The organism is Timonella senegalensis JC301, assembly GCF_000312125.1.
Taxonomy (GTDB): Bacteria; Actinomycetota; Actinomycetes; order Actinomycetales; family Cellulomonadaceae; genus Timonella; species Timonella senegalensis.
This window is the reverse complement of the sequence record NZ_HE978643.1, coordinates 184596-202260: the sequence shown is the minus strand read 5'-3', so window position 1 is coordinate 202260 and position 17665 is coordinate 184596. Positions and strand designations below refer to the sequence as shown.

Below are 17665 nucleotides of genomic sequence, written 5' to 3'. Positions count from 1 at the left end.
ATTGCTCCTTATGGGGTGTGTGTTACCTGACTATCCGCGGTTTTGGCGCGGTTTCTTGGCAAAAGCGTCGGTCCCGAAAATCAGAATCAAGACGCCCACGCACAGCGAGCCAAAAATAACGAGACTCATTGCTTGCGCGTCCGCGCCAAAGACTCCCACGAGCGGGCTGACCAAGCCGGAAACGCCTGCCATCAGAGAGCCGAGGACCGCGGCCGCAGTTCCGACCATGTGGCCGTAGTTGTTCAGTGCGAGAACCTGGGCGTTAGGGGCAATGAGGCCCTGGAACATAAGCAACAGCCACAGGCAGCCAGCGAAGGCCCAGAACCCGCCGGCCTCCGTGCGAGCCAGCACCACGAGAAGCGCGGCGATAGCTACCTGCGCCAGGAGCGCGGTGCGGAGAAGCGCTGACGGGGCAAAGCGCGTGACCAGTGCGGCGTTGAGTTGGGACGACAGCACGAGTGCGACTCCATTGACCGCGAACAGCGCCGAGAACTCCCCCTTGGAGAGGCCAAAGCCCTCCTGGAACACAAACGGCGAGCCGACCACGTAACACATGATCGTGGTCATGGCGACGGCCGGCAGAAGCGCGAGGGCAAGGAACTTGGGATCGGTAAACAGCGTCTTGTAGCCGCGCGCAACGCCCCTTGCACCGCCCGTGATCCGGCGCTCAACGGGCAGGGTCTCGGGAAGGAACTTGCCCACGCCGATCCACATGAACAGCCCGAAGGCCGCGAGCGCGATAAACACCGCACGCCAGTCCCAGATGCTCGCAATGAAGCCACCGATGGTCGGCGCAAACAGCGGAGCAACACCGATCACGAGCATGAGCTGAGAGAGAAGCCGAGCCGCGGGAGCACCCGTGAAGCGATCTCGGATCACTGAGATGGCCACGATGGAGGCGGCCGCATTGCAGAATCCTTGGAGGACGCGCAGTCCAATGAGGACGGAGACATTCGGCGCGAACGCGCACAGGATGGAGATGATCACGTGCAGCGCGAGGCCAACGAGGAGAGGTGCCTTGCGGCCGAACCTGTCCGTCAGCGGACCGTAGACCAACTGTCCAACGGCACCACCGATGAGCATGCCCGACATGGTGAGCTGGACCGCGGAGTCGCTTGCACTGAGCTCTGCCGCAACTGTGGGCAGAGAAGGCAGATAGATGTCCGTCGAGATTGCCGGGACTGCCGCGATGGCGCCGAGCATGAGGACATACTTGGCGTGGGGGCGGTAGTTCGGCAGTGCAGCGGGGGTTGGCGTCGAGGTCACTACGACATCATATCGATTCGACTCGGTGGCAGCCGATGCATTTTCCTCCACCCACGTACAATGGGAGGAGTTTTGGGCCGAACTCCCACCCGGGCGCTGCGCCACCCGTGACTGCCCTGTTCGCCCGCCCCACTTCTTATACTGCACTCACGTGCCACAGTTATGGAGCCCCCATGATCTACCCCATCGTCATCGACGGCGAGCCAGTCCTGCGGCAGCGCGCGCTCGAGGTAACCAAGTTTGACGACGAACTACGCACGCTCATCGCAGACATGTTCGAGACCCTCGAAGCATCGAACGGCGTGGGCCTCGCGGCCCCACAGATCGGCAAGGGCCTGCGCATCTTTGTCTACGACGGCCCAGACGAGGACGTCCAGCGCAAGGGCGTCATCGTCAACCCCACGATGCAGATCGTCCAGCGTCCACCGCTATTCGCACAGCGCGAGGGATCCAAGGCGCGCCCACCGAAGTCGCTCACCGACTACGAGGGCTGCCTTTCCTTCCCCGGGCCTAACCACGAGCTCAAGCGCCACTACGCGGTTCTCTTGACCGGCTTTGACGAGTTTGGAAACCCCATCGAGCTCGCCGGCGAGGGCTGGTTCGCCCGCCTCCTCCAGCACGAGTACGACCACCTCGACGGCTATCTCTACGTGGACCGCCTGCGGGGTCGCGAGGCTACGAGCGCGCGCAAGGAGGCCAAGGAAGCAGGCTGGGGCGTACCCGGGCTGACCTGGATGCCAGGCGTTGACCCCGACCCGTTTGAATACGACGAGGACGACGAGGACTGGGAAGACGACGAGCAGGAGGGTTAGCACCCGACTCGGTGCGGTCCCGCTGAATAACTGGTCGCCGCCTCATAGCGGCTGCCTCGCGTTGGCTGACCGCCCCGCCCAAACATAGAGTGGACTCATCCGGTGTACTGCACCGGATGAGTCCACCTTCTTTATTTTTGACCTCCGGCCAGCAGGTATGGGAGAAGCGCATGTGCGGTCGTTACGCGAGTTTTCGCCAGGCTCAGGACTTAGCCGACGCGTTCGCGCGGTCTGGCTTCATCCAGGATGTCCTGTTCGCGGATGGTTCGGACGAGTGGCGAGAGTCGTTTAACATCGCGCCCACCCAGGACGTGCGGATCGTGGTCGAGCGACCGCTGACCGCGGCCGCCCGTACGGAGACGTTCGTTGATGCGTCCGGTCAGGTGGTGGACCTGTCCACTATTAACGACGATCCAGTGCGGCAGGTCCGTCTTGCCCGGTGGGGTCTCGTGCCGAGTTGGGCTAAGGATCCCTCAATCGGATCCCGCATGATCAATGCGCGGTCCGAGACCATCGCCGAGAAGCCGGCCTTCAAGCGAGCGCTCGCATCGCGGCGGTGCATCGTCCCGGCGGACGGATACTACGAGTGGCAGAAAGGCGAGACTGCGAAGTCTCCCAAGACCCCTTTTTACATCACGCCAGCGGATGGATCGCCGTTTGCGTTCGCTGGGATCTACGAATTTTGGAAGCCAAAGGACGGCGGCGACGATGCTCAGTGGCTCGTCACGGTATCCATCATCACGACCGCCGCAGACGGGGAACTTGGCGAGATCCACGATCGACGCCCTGTGTTCCTCACACCCGAGCACTACGACGCGTGGCTGGACCCTGAAGTGGGGGCGCAGGAGGCGCTCGGGATCTTGGGGATCGACGTAATAGACACACAGCACGTGATCGTGTCCACCGACGTCAACAGGGTCGCGAACAACTCGCCCGAGCTGATCCGTGAGGTCAGCTAGAGAGAGTGCGGTTCTGGTGTCCCAGAATCTGGCGCTTGAGGCTCGTCCTGGGCAAACGAATCGTTCTGCGCGCTTGGGTTGTAGGCCCACTGCAACTGGACCGGCGCCACGTCCCCTAGCCCCTGAAGTGGGCGGGCCTCTTGGCCGATGAGCGCATACCGATGGTCCGTGGACAGCAGTGCGGCGGTGGCCGGATCGAGCATGACCCTTCCTGGTTCCGCCTCATTAGAGAGCCTGGCCGCAAGATTAACCGAGGAGCCAAACACGTCTCCGAAGCGCGAAAGCACACGACCCCACACGAGGGAGACCCTCACCTTTGGCATGCTTCCCACGCCATCGGAGTTCCCGGCGTCAGCAAGCCCGAGCGCCACGTTAGCGCCGGTCTGGACGTCGTCGGCGATGTATAGGACAGCATCCCCGATCGTCTTGACCACTCGTCCGCCCGCTTTCGTAATAACGTCACGAGCCGCCGCCTCGAAGCCAGAAATGAAGTTGGAGAGCTCGGACGACCGCATCTTCGCAGTCTGGGAAGTAAACGAGACGATATCCGCAAACCCAACTGCTCTGGGCAGCGGGAGTTGTCCCTGCCCCGGAGCGTCTTCTTCACGGTCACCTGAGAACTCAACAAACCAGCGTCCTGCGAGCGCCGCCATCTGCCTGCGCCAGGCGTGTGTCATCTGCTCCACAAACACCGGCGCCATGTCCTCCATGCGGGAGAGCACCTCGTGTCGAGCGGAGAGATCATCAAGGTCGAACGAATGCGAGAAGTGCTCCACAAGCGCCTCCGCCTGCCACAGGGCAAGACGTTCGGTGGTGTGACCGACCGACCGGATCAGCGAGGTGAGAGTGCGGTAGTCGAACTGTTCCCGCTCTGCGAGGTCGAAAAGCATCTGTAGGGAGCGTGCGTCATCTGCCGTGAACATCTTGGACTGCGCGGACGCGTCCGCAACGGGTAGCCCCAACGCCTGCCAGTACGCGTTAACCTGTGCCGACGTAGCACCCGTGGCCTCGCACAACTCTTCTTCGGTGTAGATGGGTTGGCCTTTAAGAAGGACATCGTCCAGTTTCCGAGCGATTTCCTTGGGGTTTGTTACGGGTTGAGGCTGTGGTTCGAATGGCGGATTGGCGATGGTCACCTAGTTAGTGTAGTCGAAGGTGATACACGTCACCGGATGTCACCACGAGTTCCTCACCATCTCCCCCCGCCACGATCAGCCCTCCATCCGCGGCGAGCCCCGTGGCCATGCCAAAAAGGATGGTGCCGTCTGTCAATTCTGCGCGCACAGACGTTCCGAGCGTCACACTCTGGGCCACGCACCGGTCATGAAGCCCGCTCACTCCTGGATCCCCGCCTGCGCGTTCGAGTAGCCGCAGCGAGTTGATGATCCGCACGATGAGCCCGGCTAGTAGTTCATTGCCATCGCCGAGCCCGCTGCTTTGCCTCTCCCCCAACGCCAGAGCCAACGACGTCGCCGTGGGGACAGGCAGTTGCTCGGCATCTTGAGTCGCGTTGATGCCCACGCCCACGATGACGCTACGAGTTCCCACCCGTTGCACAAGGATGCCACCCACCTTTCTCATCGACAGCCAACCCTCCAGCTCAGGACCCGCGTTCCGCACCACGAGGTCGTTCGGCCACTTCACACCTACATCGACACCAAGGGCTTCACCAAGCTCTTCGGCGAGGATCGCTCCCACCGCCAGCGGGACCCACGTAAAGGCCTGCGGCTCGAAGTCGAGTTCTATGTGGAGCGAGAAGGTGAATGAGGAGTTGGGCAGCACATCCCAGGACCGGTCGATTCGTCCTCGCCCAGCGCTCTGATGGCGCGCAACAAGCACAGACGTTTCCCGCCACTGAGGGTCCGAGCCATCCACGAGGGCTGCCAGCTCCGTGTTTGTGGATGCGGCTTCTTCGACCACAAGGACAGTGGGGACCGGGACGCCTGCCGCCGCAAGCGCGTTCGAAAGCGCCTGTGTGCGCAGGTCCAAGGTCTGAGCATGAGTCATTGTTCTATAGTGCCCGCTCCGGGCACCCACCCGCGCACCTTTGTAGGAACCACACAACATGCATGCCCATTTCACGAGTGTGGCACTACAGACGCTGAGGCCTTTCTACAACTACGCTCTATTAGGTGACCGATCTCTCTACCACCGCAGGCAAGCTCGCCGACCTCGAGCAGCGCCGCGCGCAGGCCGTAACCCAGCACGAGGAACTCGCACAGTCGAAGCAGCACCCCCGCGGGAAGAAGACCGCGCGAGAGCGCATCGAGGCGCTCCTCGACGAGGGCTCCTTTGTGGAACTCGACGCGTTTGCCAAGCACCGCTCGACCAACTTTGGCTTGGAGAAGAAGCGCATTGCAGGCGACGGGGTAGTCACTGGACACGGAACCATTGATGGCCGCCAAGTCGCTGTGTACTCGCAAGACTTCACTACGTTCGGCGGCTCGCTCGGCGAGGTCCACGGCCAGAAGATCACCAAGGTCATGGACCTGGCGCTCCGCACAGGTGTGCCCCTGATCGGCATCTCGGACGGTGGTGGTGCACGCATCCAGGAGGGTGTCGCGGGCCTCACCCAGTTCGCCGAGATCTTCAGGCGCAACGTTGCCGCATCCGGCGTTATCCCCCAGATCTCACTCATCCTTGGACCGTCAGCAGGCGGCGCTGTGTACTCCCCTGCCCTGACCGACTTCATCGTGATGGCGGACGGAACGTCCAACATGTTCATCACTGGCCCCGACGTCATCCGTTCGGTAACCGGAGAGGAAGTCGGGTTCGAAGAACTCGGCGGTGCACAAACACACAACGAACGCTCCGGCGTTGCACACTTCATGGGTGCGGACGAGGACGACGCCATCGACTACGTCCGTTCGCTCGTCTCGTTTCTCCCCCAAAACAACCTCTCCGAGCCACCGGTCTTCGACTTCCCCGCTGACCTTGAGGTCGACGACGCCGACCGTGCGCTCGACATCCTCATCCCTGATTCTGACTCCCGCCCGTATGACATGCGCAGGGTCATCGAGCACATCGTCGATGACGAAGAGTTCCTCGAAATCCAGCCGCTGTACGCTCCAAATATCCTCATCGGATTCGCGCGAGTCGAGGGACAGTCCGTGGGAATCGTCGCTAATCAGCCGCTTTCCATGGCTGGGACGCTCGATATTAACGCGGCCGAAAAGGCCGCGCGGTTCGTGCGCACCTGCGACGCCTTCAACATCCCTGTGCTCACCCTCGTGGACGTCCCCGGCTTCCTGCCGGGCACAGACCAAGAGTGGAACGGCATTATCCGACGCGGCGCCAAGCTGATCTTTGCGTACGCGGAGGCCACGGTTCCGCTCGTCACGCTCATCACGCGGAAGGCGTATGGCGGCGCCTACATCGTTATGGGGTCCAAGCAGCTCGGCGCGGACGTGAACCTCGCGTGGCCGACCGCGCAGATCGCCGTCATGGGCGCAGGCGGTGCAGTGAACATCCTTCAGCGCGGTGCCCTCAAGAGCGTGGCGGACGCGGGCGGAGACGTTGAGGCCGAACGTGCGCGGCTCACCAAGGAATACGAGGACGCGATAGTGAACCCTTGGGACGCGGCGGAGCGCGGATACGTCGACGCGGTCATTGCACCTCGTGAAACCCGCACCCAGATCGTGCGCGCCCTCCGTGCTCTCAAGACCAAGCGCGCCTCGCTTCCTGCCAAGAAGCACGGAAACATTCCACTGTGATGACACGCTGCCCAACTGAACCAGCGAACGGGGGACGCCATGAGTGAGGCCACACAAGAAGACATCCTTGCGGCGGCGCTCGCCGCCACAACGCGCGTGCAGGTCGTGGGTGGAAGACCGGACGATCTCGAGGTTGCGGCACTCGTGGCGGGCCTCGCCGCTATGGCAGGTTCAGCAGACCTCGATGAGGCGCCGCTGCCGCCGCCCTCCCAATGGGAGAACCGGACTAGGCGTCTGCACCCTCGCGCTTTGGTTCCGGGCGCCGACTCGTGGCGCTGGTCTCTACGGGGCTAAGAAGCGTTGCATTCGCGGTTTTGCGAACCACTGGCCGTGCGGGCACGGTTTGCCCACCGGACTCGACCTCCCGCATTGCTCGGAATCGCAGTGTGACCGCGTCAATCAACGTCTTGGGTGTGGTCAACCAACGCGTGGCCTTTCGTACCGGTCCGGAGCCGAGTGCGAGAGCCAACGCAACCACTGCGAAGACGAGGAACAACCGGTCGAATCGGCTGTCGATGTAATCCTCATAGATCTCCCAGTAGTTGAGCTGCTTGTAGATCAGTGGGTGCACCAGGTAGATCGTGAAGGACCCGGCGCCCAGCGCCGAGAAAACAGGGATGCGCTTACGCGGCACAATCGCGATCAGCGACAGGCCGAGAACAGCGCCCAAGCCCAAAATAGCTGCACGTTGCGCAAGCTCAACAACCAGTTCCCAGCCCTCACCGTCCAGGCCGGAGCGCATGAGGAAGGGGCCGCGCTTGTACTTCACGTCCGCGGCGCGAGCAATGAGCGATGCAGCAAACCACGCGAGGATGAGGGCCCACGCCCAGAGGCGAACACTCGGCTTGTTGAGCCGCGCGTGCAACCCGGCCCCGCGCAGGGCGACTCCCAGCACGAACAGCGGCAGGTAGGCCACCGTGCGGGCAATCCACTGTTCTTCGTAGGGAAGCGTTGACAGCGCGAGGCACGCCACGGTGGTCACGATGACGTAGTGCGGAATCCGCACGAGAAGTGGTGCGAGGAGCCGCCAGATCACCAGTGCCGGCAGGAACCAGAGCGCCATGTGCGGGGAGCCCAGATCGAACTTCCAGTTGCCGGTGTTCGCGAACGCCAAGAGCGAGGCGATGGCTTGGAAAATAACGTACACCAGCGCTACATCGCGGAACACGGTAATAACCTTGTCGAGCGAGTACCTGGCCGTGTACGTGAAGTAGCCTGCAACGATCACGAAGACCGGGAGTCTGAAGCCCCAGAGTGTCACCCACAGCCACACCCATTCGTTGTTTGACTTTAGAAATGGAGTGGTAAAGTGCCCAACCGCGATAAGAACCGACGCCACTAATCGGACGTTGTCGAGCCAGGGATCACGCGTCCTTGGCGCCCTTTGCGGACTCGCAAGCTCAGCGGGGAGCGATGTGGGACGCCGTAGCACAACTCGCTTTCTGGCCAGGGTCTCACTCCCCGAAACACTTGTGGGTGAATTTTGCACAGCCCCACTATAGAGGCCGCACGTGAACGTACGGCCTCTAGTAGCAAGGTGTCACCTAAACTCGAGGTGAATCCCCCTGCGGACCGGCCACTTTGGCTATGCTGTCCGCGAGGGCTTCTTCCTCCACAATGGCTCCTGCAAACTGCGAATTGTAGAGGCGTGCGTAGGCGCCGTCCGCCTCAAGCAGCGTGGCGTGGTTGCCCTGCTCTACGATCTGTCCCTCTTCCATTACGAGGATTGTGTCCGCGTCACGGATAGTGGACAGACGATGCGCAATGACGAAGGAAGTTCGGTCCTGTCGAAGCGCAGCCATTGCGTTCTGCACGAGCAGTTCCGTGCGCGTGTCCACAGACGAGGTTGCTTCATCGAGGATCAGTAGCGACGGGTTTGCCAAGAAGGCACGGGCGATCGTGATCAGCTGCTTCTCACCGGCCGACACATTGGTGCCTTCCTCATCGATGAGCGTGTTGTATCCATCCGGAAGGGCGCGCACAAAGCGGTCCACAAAGGTCGCTTTGGCCGCTGCTATGACTTCCTCATCGGAGGCGTCGAGCCGGCCGTACCGAATGTTCTCCATGATGCTTCCGCCAAACAGCCAGGCATCCTGGAGCACCATCCCCACCTTGGAGCGCAGATCCGCCCGGCTCAGCTCGGTGATGTCGACCCCGTCAAGCTCGATCGAGCCCGAGTTTAGTTCGTAGAACCGCATAACGAGGTTCACGAGCGTTGTCTTGCCTGCGCCCGTTGGGCCGACGATCGCGACGGTGTGTCCTGGGTGGGCCTCAAACGAGAGATCCTCGATGAGCGGCTTGTCCTGCGTGTAGGAGAAGTAGACGTTCTTGAACTCAACTCGTCCGTCGGTCCGCTCGGGCAGAACAACCGTGGCTTGCTCCGGCTTCTGCTCGTCGGCGTCGAGCAACTCAAACGTACGCTCCGCCGACGCCACACCGGACTGCAGCATGTTTGCCATGCCTGCGATCTGGCCAAGCGGCTGGGTGAACTCACGTGAGTACTGGATAAAGGCTGTGGCATCACCGAGGCTCAGTTGACCCGAAGCCACGCGCAGGCCACCCACCACAGCGATTCCCACGTAGGCCAGGTAGGAGACGAAGTTCATGACCGGGAAGATAGTTCCGGAAACGAACTGCGCACCGAACGATGCGTCAAAGAGCTCGTCGTTACGTTCGGTGAACCGGGTGACCATGTCCTGTTCACGGCCGAACACCTTAACCAACTCGTGCCCCGAGAAAGACTCCTCGATCTGGCCGTTGAGCGCTCCGGTGGTCTTCCACTGGCGGGTAAACAACCCCTGCGCCTTGGAACCAATCACGCCTGCAGCGACGGCAGAAAGCGGCAGTGCGATGAGGGCAATGAGGGCGAGTTGCCACGACACGATGAACATCATGATGACGATGCCGATCACGGTGAGCACCGACTGGAGAAGCTGCGAGATGGCCTGCTGGAGTGCGTTTTGGATGTTGTCCACGTCGTTAGTGACACGGGACAGGAGGTCTCCACGCTGACGGGTGTCGAAGTAGCCGATGGGGAGGCGGTTGAGCTTTGCCTCGACGTCACGTCGGAGCTGGTACACGACCTTCATGACGAGTCGGTTGAGCAACCATCCCGACAACCAGTTGAAGAATGAGGCAACCAAGTACAGGGCGAGCACAGTAAGGATGAACTTGCCCAGCATCGAGAAGTCGATTCCGTGCCCGGGGTTCAGGTTCATGTTCGCGAGCATGTCCGCTTTATCGGTCTCGCCCTGTGCGCGCAGACCGGCAATCATCGCATTGACATCGGTGCCTTCGGGGATGTTTTTGGACATGACACCGGCAAAGATGACGTCCATCGCCTTACCAAGGATTCTTGGTGCGATGACGGACAGAACCACGCCGATAATGACCATTGCGAGAACGAGCGCCATGCCCACCTTGTGGGGTGACAGAAGTCCGACCAGACGCTTGGCGGATGCCCAGAAGTGCTGCGCCTTGCGCGCCGGCGCTCCCTCGGACCAGATGTCGATATCTCCGGCGTTCGAGAAATCCTCTTCCAGGTTCTCGACTACAGGTGTGTTCTTTTCCTTCTTGTTCCGTGCCATTACGCTGCCTCCTGCGCAGAAAGCTGCGATTGGACGATTTCTTGGTAGGTCGCCGAGGACTCGAGAAGCTCGCTGTGGGTTCCCACCGCACTAACCTGCCCGTCGTCGAGGACGATGATCTGGTCGGCCTCCGTGATAGTCGAGACGCGCTGGGCCACAATGATGACCGTTGCGTCCTTGGTTGGCTCCTGGAGCGCCGCACGCAAACGCGCGTCCGTTGCAACGTCGAGAGCCGAGAACGAGTCGTCGAAGAGGTAGATGCTTGGCCGCGCAGCGATTGCGCGAGCGATGCACAGTCGCTGTCGCTGACCACCGGATACGTTTGTTCCGCCCTGGGAGATTGTGGACTCCAGCCCACCCTCGCGTTCGCTCACAAAGTCTTTGGCCTGCGCGATCGTCAGCGCATCCCATAGCTCGTCCTCGGTCGCGTCAGTGGCGCCAAACCGGAGGTTGGAGGCTACAGTTCCCGAGAACAGATACGGGCGCTGCGGAACTGCTGCAACGAGTGAGGAAAGTTGGGCTCTGGAGAGCTCGCTGACCGGGACACCGCCGATCGTGATTGCGCCCTCACTTGCCTCATACAGACGCGGAATGAGGTTGAGGAGCGTGGTCTTGCCTGCACCGGTCGACCCGATAATCGCGGTGGTCTGCCCCGGGCGGGCGGTGAAGGAGATGTTACTGAGCACGTGGCTCTCGGCGCCCTCGTATCCGAAGGAGACATTGTTGAATGCGACGGTCCCGTCCACCGGCGTGGTGCCCGAGTCAGTGTCAGGATCAACCATCGACGGCGTAGTGCCTAGGACCTCGCCGATACGGTCGGCACAGACCATTGCACGCGGAATCATCATGGCCATAAACGTTCCCATCATGACCGCCATGAGGATCTGCAGCAGGTACTGGAGGAACGCGGTGAGAGCACCAACCTGAACGAGACCGGCGTCCACGCGGTGACCACCAAACCACAGCACTGCCGCAGTGGCGATGTGAAGGATCATTCCGATGAGCGGGAACATCAGGACGAACAGGTTACCTACACGTACGCCGACGCGGGTCAACTTTTGGTTCGCGTCTTCGAAGCGTTCGGTCTCATGCTTCTCCCGCACGAATGCACGAACGACGCGCAGGCCCGTGATCTGCTCGCGCAGGACGCCGTTGATTGCATCGATGCGCTCCTGCATCTCACGGAAGAGCGGCATAAGGAAGAACACGAGGATACCCACGACGACGAATAGCACGGGGACCGAAACCCAGACGAGCCAAGACAACCCAGGGTCCTCGCGCAGCGCCATGATCACGCCACCGATACACATGATGGGCGCACTCACCATGAAGTTGAGGCCCATGAGCACGAGCATTTGGACCTGCTGGACGTCGTTGGTGCCTCGCGTGATCAGCGTTGCGGCGCCGAACTTGTTGACGTCTTGCGCGGAGAACTTGGTGACCGAGGAGAACACCTCGCGGCGGAGGTCACGGCCGATCGCCATTGCTGTTTTCGCGCCAAAGTACACTGCGGCCACCGCGGTGAGGACCTGCACGAATGCGACAGCAAGCATGACTCGCCCTGTGCTCCAGATGAAGTCGACGTCCCCGAGCGTCACACCCTTATCAATTATGCGAGCGTTGAGGCTCGGCAAATAGAGGGTCGCAATTGTTGTGAGCAATTGCAGCACCAAGACAGCGCATATCCACCCGATGTAGGGCTTGGAATGCTTCATGATGAGCTTCATGAGCATGGGAAGTGATCCTTCATTTGTATGATGCCGTGACCGGCGTATGACCCAACACTAATTCTGTCTAGTCCGTCTGACATTTGGAAACTTTTTTCTTCGCACACAGCGAAAGCCTTCCTGCCTCCACCCGACCGAGTAGGCAAGAGGTAGTCCTTCTTTCCATGGGAGAAGGGCGCCCTCCATTGGAGGACACCCTTCACAAACCTGCAGATTAGCGGCACATACTAGGCGCCGCTGTCAGGAAATCAGCTGCGATCCGTACTTCATGATCAGCGCAGCGGTCACGAGGACCACCCAGCCAATGAACGCGTAGAGGTCGTAGTGTCGCTTAACAAACGTGCGGGCGCGCTCCCGAGCCTTCCCGCTGCGCCAGATGTTGTCCTCGCGGATGTTGTAGTGAAGGAGTGTCAGGAAGATCAATGGCGTCACGTACGTAATGACGAGGCACCATGGGCACATCGCGCCGATAACAAAGAGGGACTGCGTGAACAGCCAGATCGCGAACAGGGTCGCAAAGATGTAGATGACTTGCTCTGTCAGGGCGAACCATCGTGGCAGTTTGGTACCGGACAGGCCGAGCATCGCCATGGTGATCACCATTGGCTCAAACATGAGGCCAAGGAACACGTTGGGGAACCCAAAAACAGTCGCCTGCCATGACAGCGCCACGGTTCCACAATTGAGGATCGCGTTGAAGTTGCAGCCCAGCGCCGCCGTTGGGTCTTCCGCTAGCTTGATTGCGTCGACGGCGAGCACGAAAGCCGCAACCAGAGAGATGACAGCGGCAGCAAGCATGAGTCCGAAGATTCGCTTGTTCTGGTGACGCGGTGCCGTGAGAGCGAACTCGTATTCGTAGAGTTCCTCATCGGTGAGGTCGTCGAAGACGTCGCCGCTCGTGTTGATGTCAGTCATGTACGTTAAACCCTTCTGCCACCTTTAGCATGCGTCATCCCTCTGGTCGGTTTGAGGGACGATGGTCCCCACGGACAACTTCGAGCACGAGACAATCCTCCAGCTAGGGGTTACTTTGCGGTAGCGTCTACCCATGACTTCACTTTCCCGCGAGGCGAGCGCCGTAGACGCTATCGCCGAGGACTACATGACCAAACTCGCCGCACTTGACCCGTTCGGCGCAACCGCAATCGGAATCCCCGGTTACGACCACCTCGTCACCGACCTCTCCCCTGCCGGCCTTTCGGCCCGCGCGGAGCTCGACCGTGCAACACTCTCAGCACTCGACTCGGTCGATCCCACTGACGAGATCGACGCCGTCTCCATCGCGGCAATGCGCGAGCGCCTCGGCCTTGCGGTAGAGACCTTTGAATCCGGTTGGGCACACGCGGACCTCAACAACATCGCGTCCCCGCTTCAGGGCATGCGCGATCTGTTTGACCTCCAGCCAGTTGCGACGGTTCAAGACTGGGAGAACATCGCTTCGCGCCTTTCTCTTCTGCCTACGTCGATTGCCGGCTACATCGAGTCCCTGCGCTTCGGTGCGGCTTCCGGTAAGGTTCCCGCCAAGCTCCAGGTAACCTTGGGTGCCGCTGAGGCCCGCGAGAACGCAAACGAGGACGAGACCTTCTTCCTCAAGTTCGTTACCTCGGATGATGCCACCAAGATCATTGAGACCTCTGAGAACGCAGCAGATTTGGGCGCTCGCCTCAAGGATGCTGCCCTTGCCACCGCACGCGCATACGGCGAGTTGGCAGACTTCCTCGAGACTGAGCTTCTGCCGCAGGCGCCTGAAAAGGACGCCGCCGGCCGCGAGCGCTACGAACTGGCTTCGCGCCAGTTCTTGGGCGCCACGATCGACCTGGACGAGACGTACGAGTGGGGCCTCGCGGAGCTTGCGCGCATTGTTGCTGAGCAGCAGGCCATCGCAGAGGAACTGTACGGCCCTGGCACCACGGTCGAGCAGGCAGTAGAGAACCTGGACAAGGATGACAGGTACATCCTGCGCTCCAAGGACGAGCTCAAGGCGTGGATGCAGGAGACCGCTGACAAGGCCATCCGTGAACTCAACGGCGTACACTTTGACATCCCGGAACCAGTCCAGACCATCGAGTGCATGATCGCTCCCACCCAGACCGGTGGCATCTACTACACCCCTCCAACCGACGACTTCTCGCGTGCCGGCCGCATGTGGTGGTCCGTCCCACCATCGGTGACCACGTTCAACACCTGGCGTGAGAAGACCACTGTGTTCCACGAGGGCGTTCCCGGCCACCACCTGCAGTGCGCCCAAGCCGTGTACCTGCGCGACACCCTCAACTCCTGGCGTCGCCTGGCGTGCTGGGTTTCCGGCCACGGCGAGGGTTGGGCGCTTTACTCGGAGCGCCTCATGGAGGATCTCGGCTACCTTGAGGACCCAGCGGACCGCCTCGGCATGCTCGACGGCCAGCGTCTGCGCGCCGCTCGCGTCGTACTCGACATTGGCGTGCACCTTGAGAAGCCGTGCCCCGAAGAGTGGGGCGGCGGCATTTGGGATTCCGAGAAGGCATGGGAGTTCCTCAAGGCCAACGTCAACATGCCTGAGGCATTCGTCCGCTTCGAGCTCAACCGCTACCTTGGCTGGCCTGGCCAAGCTCCGTCGTACAAGGTCGGACAGCGCCTGTGGGAGCAGATCCGTGAGGACGCTCGCGCCGCTGCTGAGGCCCGCGGCGAAGAGTTCTCGCTCAAGGACTTCCACGAGCGCGCGCTCGCTCTCGGCTCGGTGGGCTTGGACGTGCTTGGCGAGGCTCTCGCCGGCTAGTTCTACCACTTCCTGATCCACCTCGATATGGTGACGTCCCGCTGGGGCGTCACCATATCGTCGTTAATCAGGGTTTTGTCCGGCGCTCTGCGCCGGTGCACTAAGGTGACCTTGTGACCCAACTGATCCTTGCCTCCGCATCCCCCGCCCGCCTCGAGACTCTGCGCCGCGCGGGTGTTGAGCCGAGCGTCCAGGTCTCTGACGTCGATGAGGACGCGATTTTGGAGCGCCTGCGTGCCGAGGGTCCTTTGGATCCCAAGCGGGCGGTCTTGGAGTTGGCCCGCGCAAAATGCGCGGCCGTTGCAGACCAGATTCACGACGATTCACCTGCGTCCCAGCCCACCCAACGTGTCGTGGTGGGTTGCGACTCCATGCTCGAGCTCGACGGAGAGATTCTGGGAAAGCCCTACGAACCTGAGGTTGCGATCGAGCGGTGGAAGACGATGCGAGGCCGTTCCGGGGTGCTGCACTCCGGGCACTGGGTCAGGATGCTTGGGGAGGTGCTGCCCGGCGAGGGTGTGCCGGAGTCGGGGGACGTCAGTTCCACAATTGTGCACTTTGCCAACGTGACCGATCAGGAGATCGTCGACTACGTTGCCACGGGTGAGCCGCTGCATGTGGCGGGCGCCTTCACCATTGACGGTTTTGGCGGCCCCTTCATCTCCGGGATCGAGGGTGACCACCACGGCGTGCTCGGCCTCAGCCTGCCGCTGTTGCGCCTCATTCTCGGGCGCTTGGGGGTCTCGTGGACCTCACTGTGGAACCGCTAGTTTTGCTGATAGCCACGAACTTAACGGTATCAGCCGAGCTAGGGGCGCGCACGCTATAGAGGAATCCTACAAACGGCCCAGGCGCCCCTTGAGGTGACGGCCAATCTTTTGCGCGCCACGCGAGCGGGCATGAAAACTGCCTCGATTTAGGTTTACTGTTGGGCAGTGCCCGCAATAAAGAAGGTCCTCATCGCCAACCGTGGCGAGATCGCTGTCCGCATCATCCGCGCTTGCTCCGACTACGGTGTCGCAAGCGTCGCAGTGTACGCAGATCCCGATCGGGACTCCCTGCACGTTAAGCTCGCCGACGAGGCCTTCGCACTCGTGGGAACCCGAGCGCAGGACACGTACCTCGACATCGACAAGCTGCTCGACGTGGCTCGCCGTTCGGGCGCGAACGCCGTGCACCCCGGCTACGGGTTCCTTTCCGAGAACGCACTGTTCGCCCAGGCCGTCATCGACGCCGGGCTCATCTGGATCGGCCCGTCCCCAGCCTCTATCGAGGGCCTCGGCGACAAGGTCAGCGCACGCCACATCGCGCAGCGCGCCGGTGCGCCACTGGTCCCTGGAACCCCGGACCCCGTTGAGTCGCCGGAAGAAGTCCACGCTTTCGCCCGCGAGCACGGGCTCCCCATTGCCATCAAGGCCGCGTTCGGCGGTGGCGGGCGTGGCCTCAAGGTCGCCCGTACCGAGGACGAAATCACGGAACTGTACGAGTCCGCCGTGCGCGAGGCGGTGGCAGCCTTTGGCCGCGGCGAGTGCTTTGTGGAGCGCTACCTCGACAAGCCCCGCCACGTGGAGACCCAGTGCCTCGCGGACGCCCACGGAAACGTCGTTGTGGTGTCCACCCGTGACTGTTCACTCCAGCGCCGCCACCAGAAGCTCGTGGAGGAGGCGCCAGCGCCGTTCCTGAGCCGCGAGCAGAACGCCCGCCTCGTGGAGTCCTCCAAGGCCATCCTTAAGGAGGCCGGCTACCGGGGCGCGGGAACCTGCGAGTTCTTGGTGGGGCAGGACGGCACCATTTCCTTCCTCGAGGTCAACACCCGACTCCAGGTGGAGCACCCTGTCACCGAGGAAATCACCGGGATCGACCTAGTTCTCGAGCAGTTCAAGATCGCTGAGGGCAAGGAACTCGAGTTCACGGATCCAGCGCCACGCGGCCACTCGCTAGAGTTCCGCATCAACGGTGAGGATCCCGCGCTGAACTTCCTTCCCCAGCCCGGCACCATCACCTCACTCAACTTCCCGTCGGGCCCAGGCGTCCGCGTGGACACGGGTGTGGTCGAGGGCGACGCCATCTCCGGCGCGTTCGACTCCATGATTGCCAAGGTCATCGTTACCGGCGCGACCCGCGAGCAGGCGATTTCCCGCGCCCGCCGCGCCCTAGCGGAAATGACCCTCGAGGGCATCCCCTCGGTCCTCCCATTCCACCGCGCGGTACTGAACTCCCCCGCATACGCACCCGAAGACCCGGCACAACCGTTCAGCGTGTACACAAGCTGGATTGAATCCGAGTTCATGGACGTGTGCCGGGCACTCGCACCGGCAGCGCCGGCAGCGGAAGCGGCCACGGAAGAGCCCGCCACGGAGCGCGTGGTCGTAGAGGTCGGCGGCAAGCGCCTCGAGGTTGTCATCCCTGCGGGCCTCAACATCGGCGGCGCACGTGGCGCGCGCCCGAACGCGGCTCGCCGTCCTGCTCGTCGCTCAGCGGCCAAGGCACCCACAGCCTCGGGAGCGTCGTTGTCCTCCCCCATGCAGGGAACGATCGTCAAGATCGCCGTGGAAGAGGGCACCCAGGTCCAGGCCGGCGAACTCATCGTTGTGCTCGAGGCCATGAAAATGGAGCAACCGCTCGTGGCCCACAAGTCCGGAAAGGTCACCTCCCTCACCGCCCAGGTCGGCGCGAGTGTCTCCTCCGGAACCGTGATCTGCGAGATCCAAGACTAGAACCACCCACAACCGGGTAGGTCGAAGCGGTCCCAGCCAAGCAGGCTGGGGCCGCTTCTTTATGCCCGAGGTGACCACGATCGTCGTGAATCAGTTGCGAGCACAGCGGAAGTGAGCCAGTTCACCTAC

At 61.9% G+C, this 17665-nt stretch carries 14 protein-coding genes; 7 read left to right on the top strand and 7 right to left on the bottom strand.

What is annotated here, in order from left to right; translation table 11 throughout:
* Positions 1 to 30: 30 nt before the first annotated feature.
* Positions 31 to 1266 carry a multidrug effflux MFS transporter gene (locus HGSM_RS08610; RefSeq protein ID WP_040595004.1) on the bottom strand — a complete coding sequence of 412 codons (1236 nt, stop codon included), beginning with the start codon at positions 1264 to 1266 and terminating at the stop codon, positions 31 to 33.
* A gap of 173 nt (positions 1267 to 1439) precedes the next feature.
* Between HGSM_RS08610 and def the strand changes: the two genes are divergently transcribed.
* Together def and HGSM_RS08600 are read left to right on the top strand one after the other, a co-directional pair.
* On the top strand, positions 1440 to 2078 hold the full coding sequence (gene def, locus HGSM_RS08605; RefSeq protein WP_019148349.1) for a peptide deformylase: 639 nt from the start codon (positions 1440 to 1442) through the stop codon (positions 2076 to 2078).
* A gap of 116 nt (positions 2079 to 2194) precedes the next feature.
* Positions 2195 to 3037, top strand: coding sequence for an SOS response-associated peptidase (locus HGSM_RS08600; RefSeq protein ID WP_230197521.1), 843 nt, complete (start codon positions 2195 to 2197; stop codon positions 3035 to 3037).
* On the opposite strand, the gene HGSM_RS08595 is transcribed toward HGSM_RS08600, so the two are convergent.
* Together HGSM_RS08595 and HGSM_RS08590 are read right to left on the bottom strand one after the other, a co-directional pair.
* A complete protein-coding gene (locus HGSM_RS08595; protein ID WP_019148347.1) occupies positions 3034 to 4173 on the bottom strand; it encodes an adenylate/guanylate cyclase domain-containing protein in 1140 nt (379 codons plus the stop codon). The two genes, HGSM_RS08600 and HGSM_RS08595, sit on opposite strands and share 4 nt — an antisense overlap.
* A gap of 4 nt (positions 4174 to 4177) precedes the next feature.
* Positions 4178 to 5044 carry a biotin--[acetyl-CoA-carboxylase] ligase gene (locus HGSM_RS08590; protein ID WP_019148346.1) on the bottom strand — a complete coding sequence of 289 codons (867 nt, stop codon included), beginning with the start codon at positions 5042 to 5044 and terminating at the stop codon, positions 4178 to 4180.
* A gap of 125 nt (positions 5045 to 5169) precedes the next feature.
* Here HGSM_RS08590 and HGSM_RS08585 point away from each other — a divergent pair, with 125 nt between their 5' ends.
* Both HGSM_RS08585 and HGSM_RS14130 read left to right on the top strand, forming a co-directional pair.
* Entirely contained in the window at positions 5170 to 6750 is a 1581-nt protein-coding gene (locus tag HGSM_RS08585) for an acyl-CoA carboxylase subunit beta (protein WP_019148345.1), read from the top strand.
* Between the two features lie 39 nt (positions 6751 to 6789).
* Positions 6790 to 7044: an acyl-CoA carboxylase epsilon subunit gene (locus HGSM_RS14130; protein ID WP_081581402.1), complete on the top strand. Its 255-nt coding sequence runs from the start codon at positions 6790 to 6792 to the stop codon at positions 7042 to 7044.
* Here HGSM_RS14130 and HGSM_RS08580 read toward each other — a convergent pair.
* From HGSM_RS08580 to HGSM_RS08565, 4 genes are all read right to left on the bottom strand, one after another.
* Positions 6977 to 8182 carry an acyltransferase family protein gene (locus tag HGSM_RS08580; RefSeq protein WP_268257799.1) on the bottom strand — a complete coding sequence of 402 codons (1206 nt, stop codon included), beginning with the start codon at positions 8180 to 8182 and terminating at the stop codon, positions 6977 to 6979. The genes HGSM_RS14130 and HGSM_RS08580 overlap by 68 nt on opposite strands.
* A gap of 112 nt (positions 8183 to 8294) precedes the next feature.
* Positions 8295 to 10337 carry an ABC transporter ATP-binding protein gene (locus HGSM_RS08575; RefSeq protein ID WP_019148343.1) on the bottom strand — a complete coding sequence of 681 codons (2043 nt, stop codon included), beginning with the start codon at positions 10335 to 10337 and terminating at the stop codon, positions 8295 to 8297.
* Positions 10337 to 12070 carry an ABC transporter ATP-binding protein gene (locus HGSM_RS08570; RefSeq protein ID WP_019148342.1) on the bottom strand — a complete coding sequence of 578 codons (1734 nt, stop codon included), beginning with the start codon at positions 12068 to 12070 and terminating at the stop codon, positions 10337 to 10339. Before HGSM_RS08570 ends, HGSM_RS08575 begins: the two co-directional genes overlap by 1 nt.
* A 234-nt stretch (positions 12071 to 12304) precedes the next feature.
* Positions 12305 to 12979, bottom strand: a complete 675-nt coding sequence (locus HGSM_RS08565; RefSeq protein WP_019148341.1) for a vitamin K epoxide reductase family protein — start codon at positions 12977 to 12979, stop codon at positions 12305 to 12307.
* Between the two features lie 133 nt (positions 12980 to 13112).
* Between HGSM_RS08565 and HGSM_RS08560 the strand changes: the two genes are divergently transcribed.
* The 3 genes from HGSM_RS08560 to HGSM_RS08550 all read left to right on the top strand — a co-directional run bounded on the left by HGSM_RS08560 (position 13113) and on the right by HGSM_RS08550 (position 17536).
* Positions 13113 to 14819, top strand: coding sequence for a DUF885 domain-containing protein (locus HGSM_RS08560; RefSeq protein ID WP_019148340.1), 1707 nt, complete (start codon positions 13113 to 13115; stop codon positions 14817 to 14819).
* Positions 14820 to 14932: 113 nt separating this feature from the next.
* A complete protein-coding gene (locus HGSM_RS08555) occupies positions 14933 to 15589 on the top strand; it encodes a Maf family protein (RefSeq protein WP_019148339.1) in 657 nt (218 codons plus the stop codon).
* Positions 15590 to 15754: 165 nt separating this feature from the next.
* Positions 15755 to 17536 carry an acetyl/propionyl/methylcrotonyl-CoA carboxylase subunit alpha gene (locus HGSM_RS08550; RefSeq protein ID WP_019148338.1) on the top strand — a complete coding sequence of 594 codons (1782 nt, stop codon included), beginning with the start codon at positions 15755 to 15757 and terminating at the stop codon, positions 17534 to 17536.
* Positions 17537 to 17665: the final 129 nt, after the last annotated feature.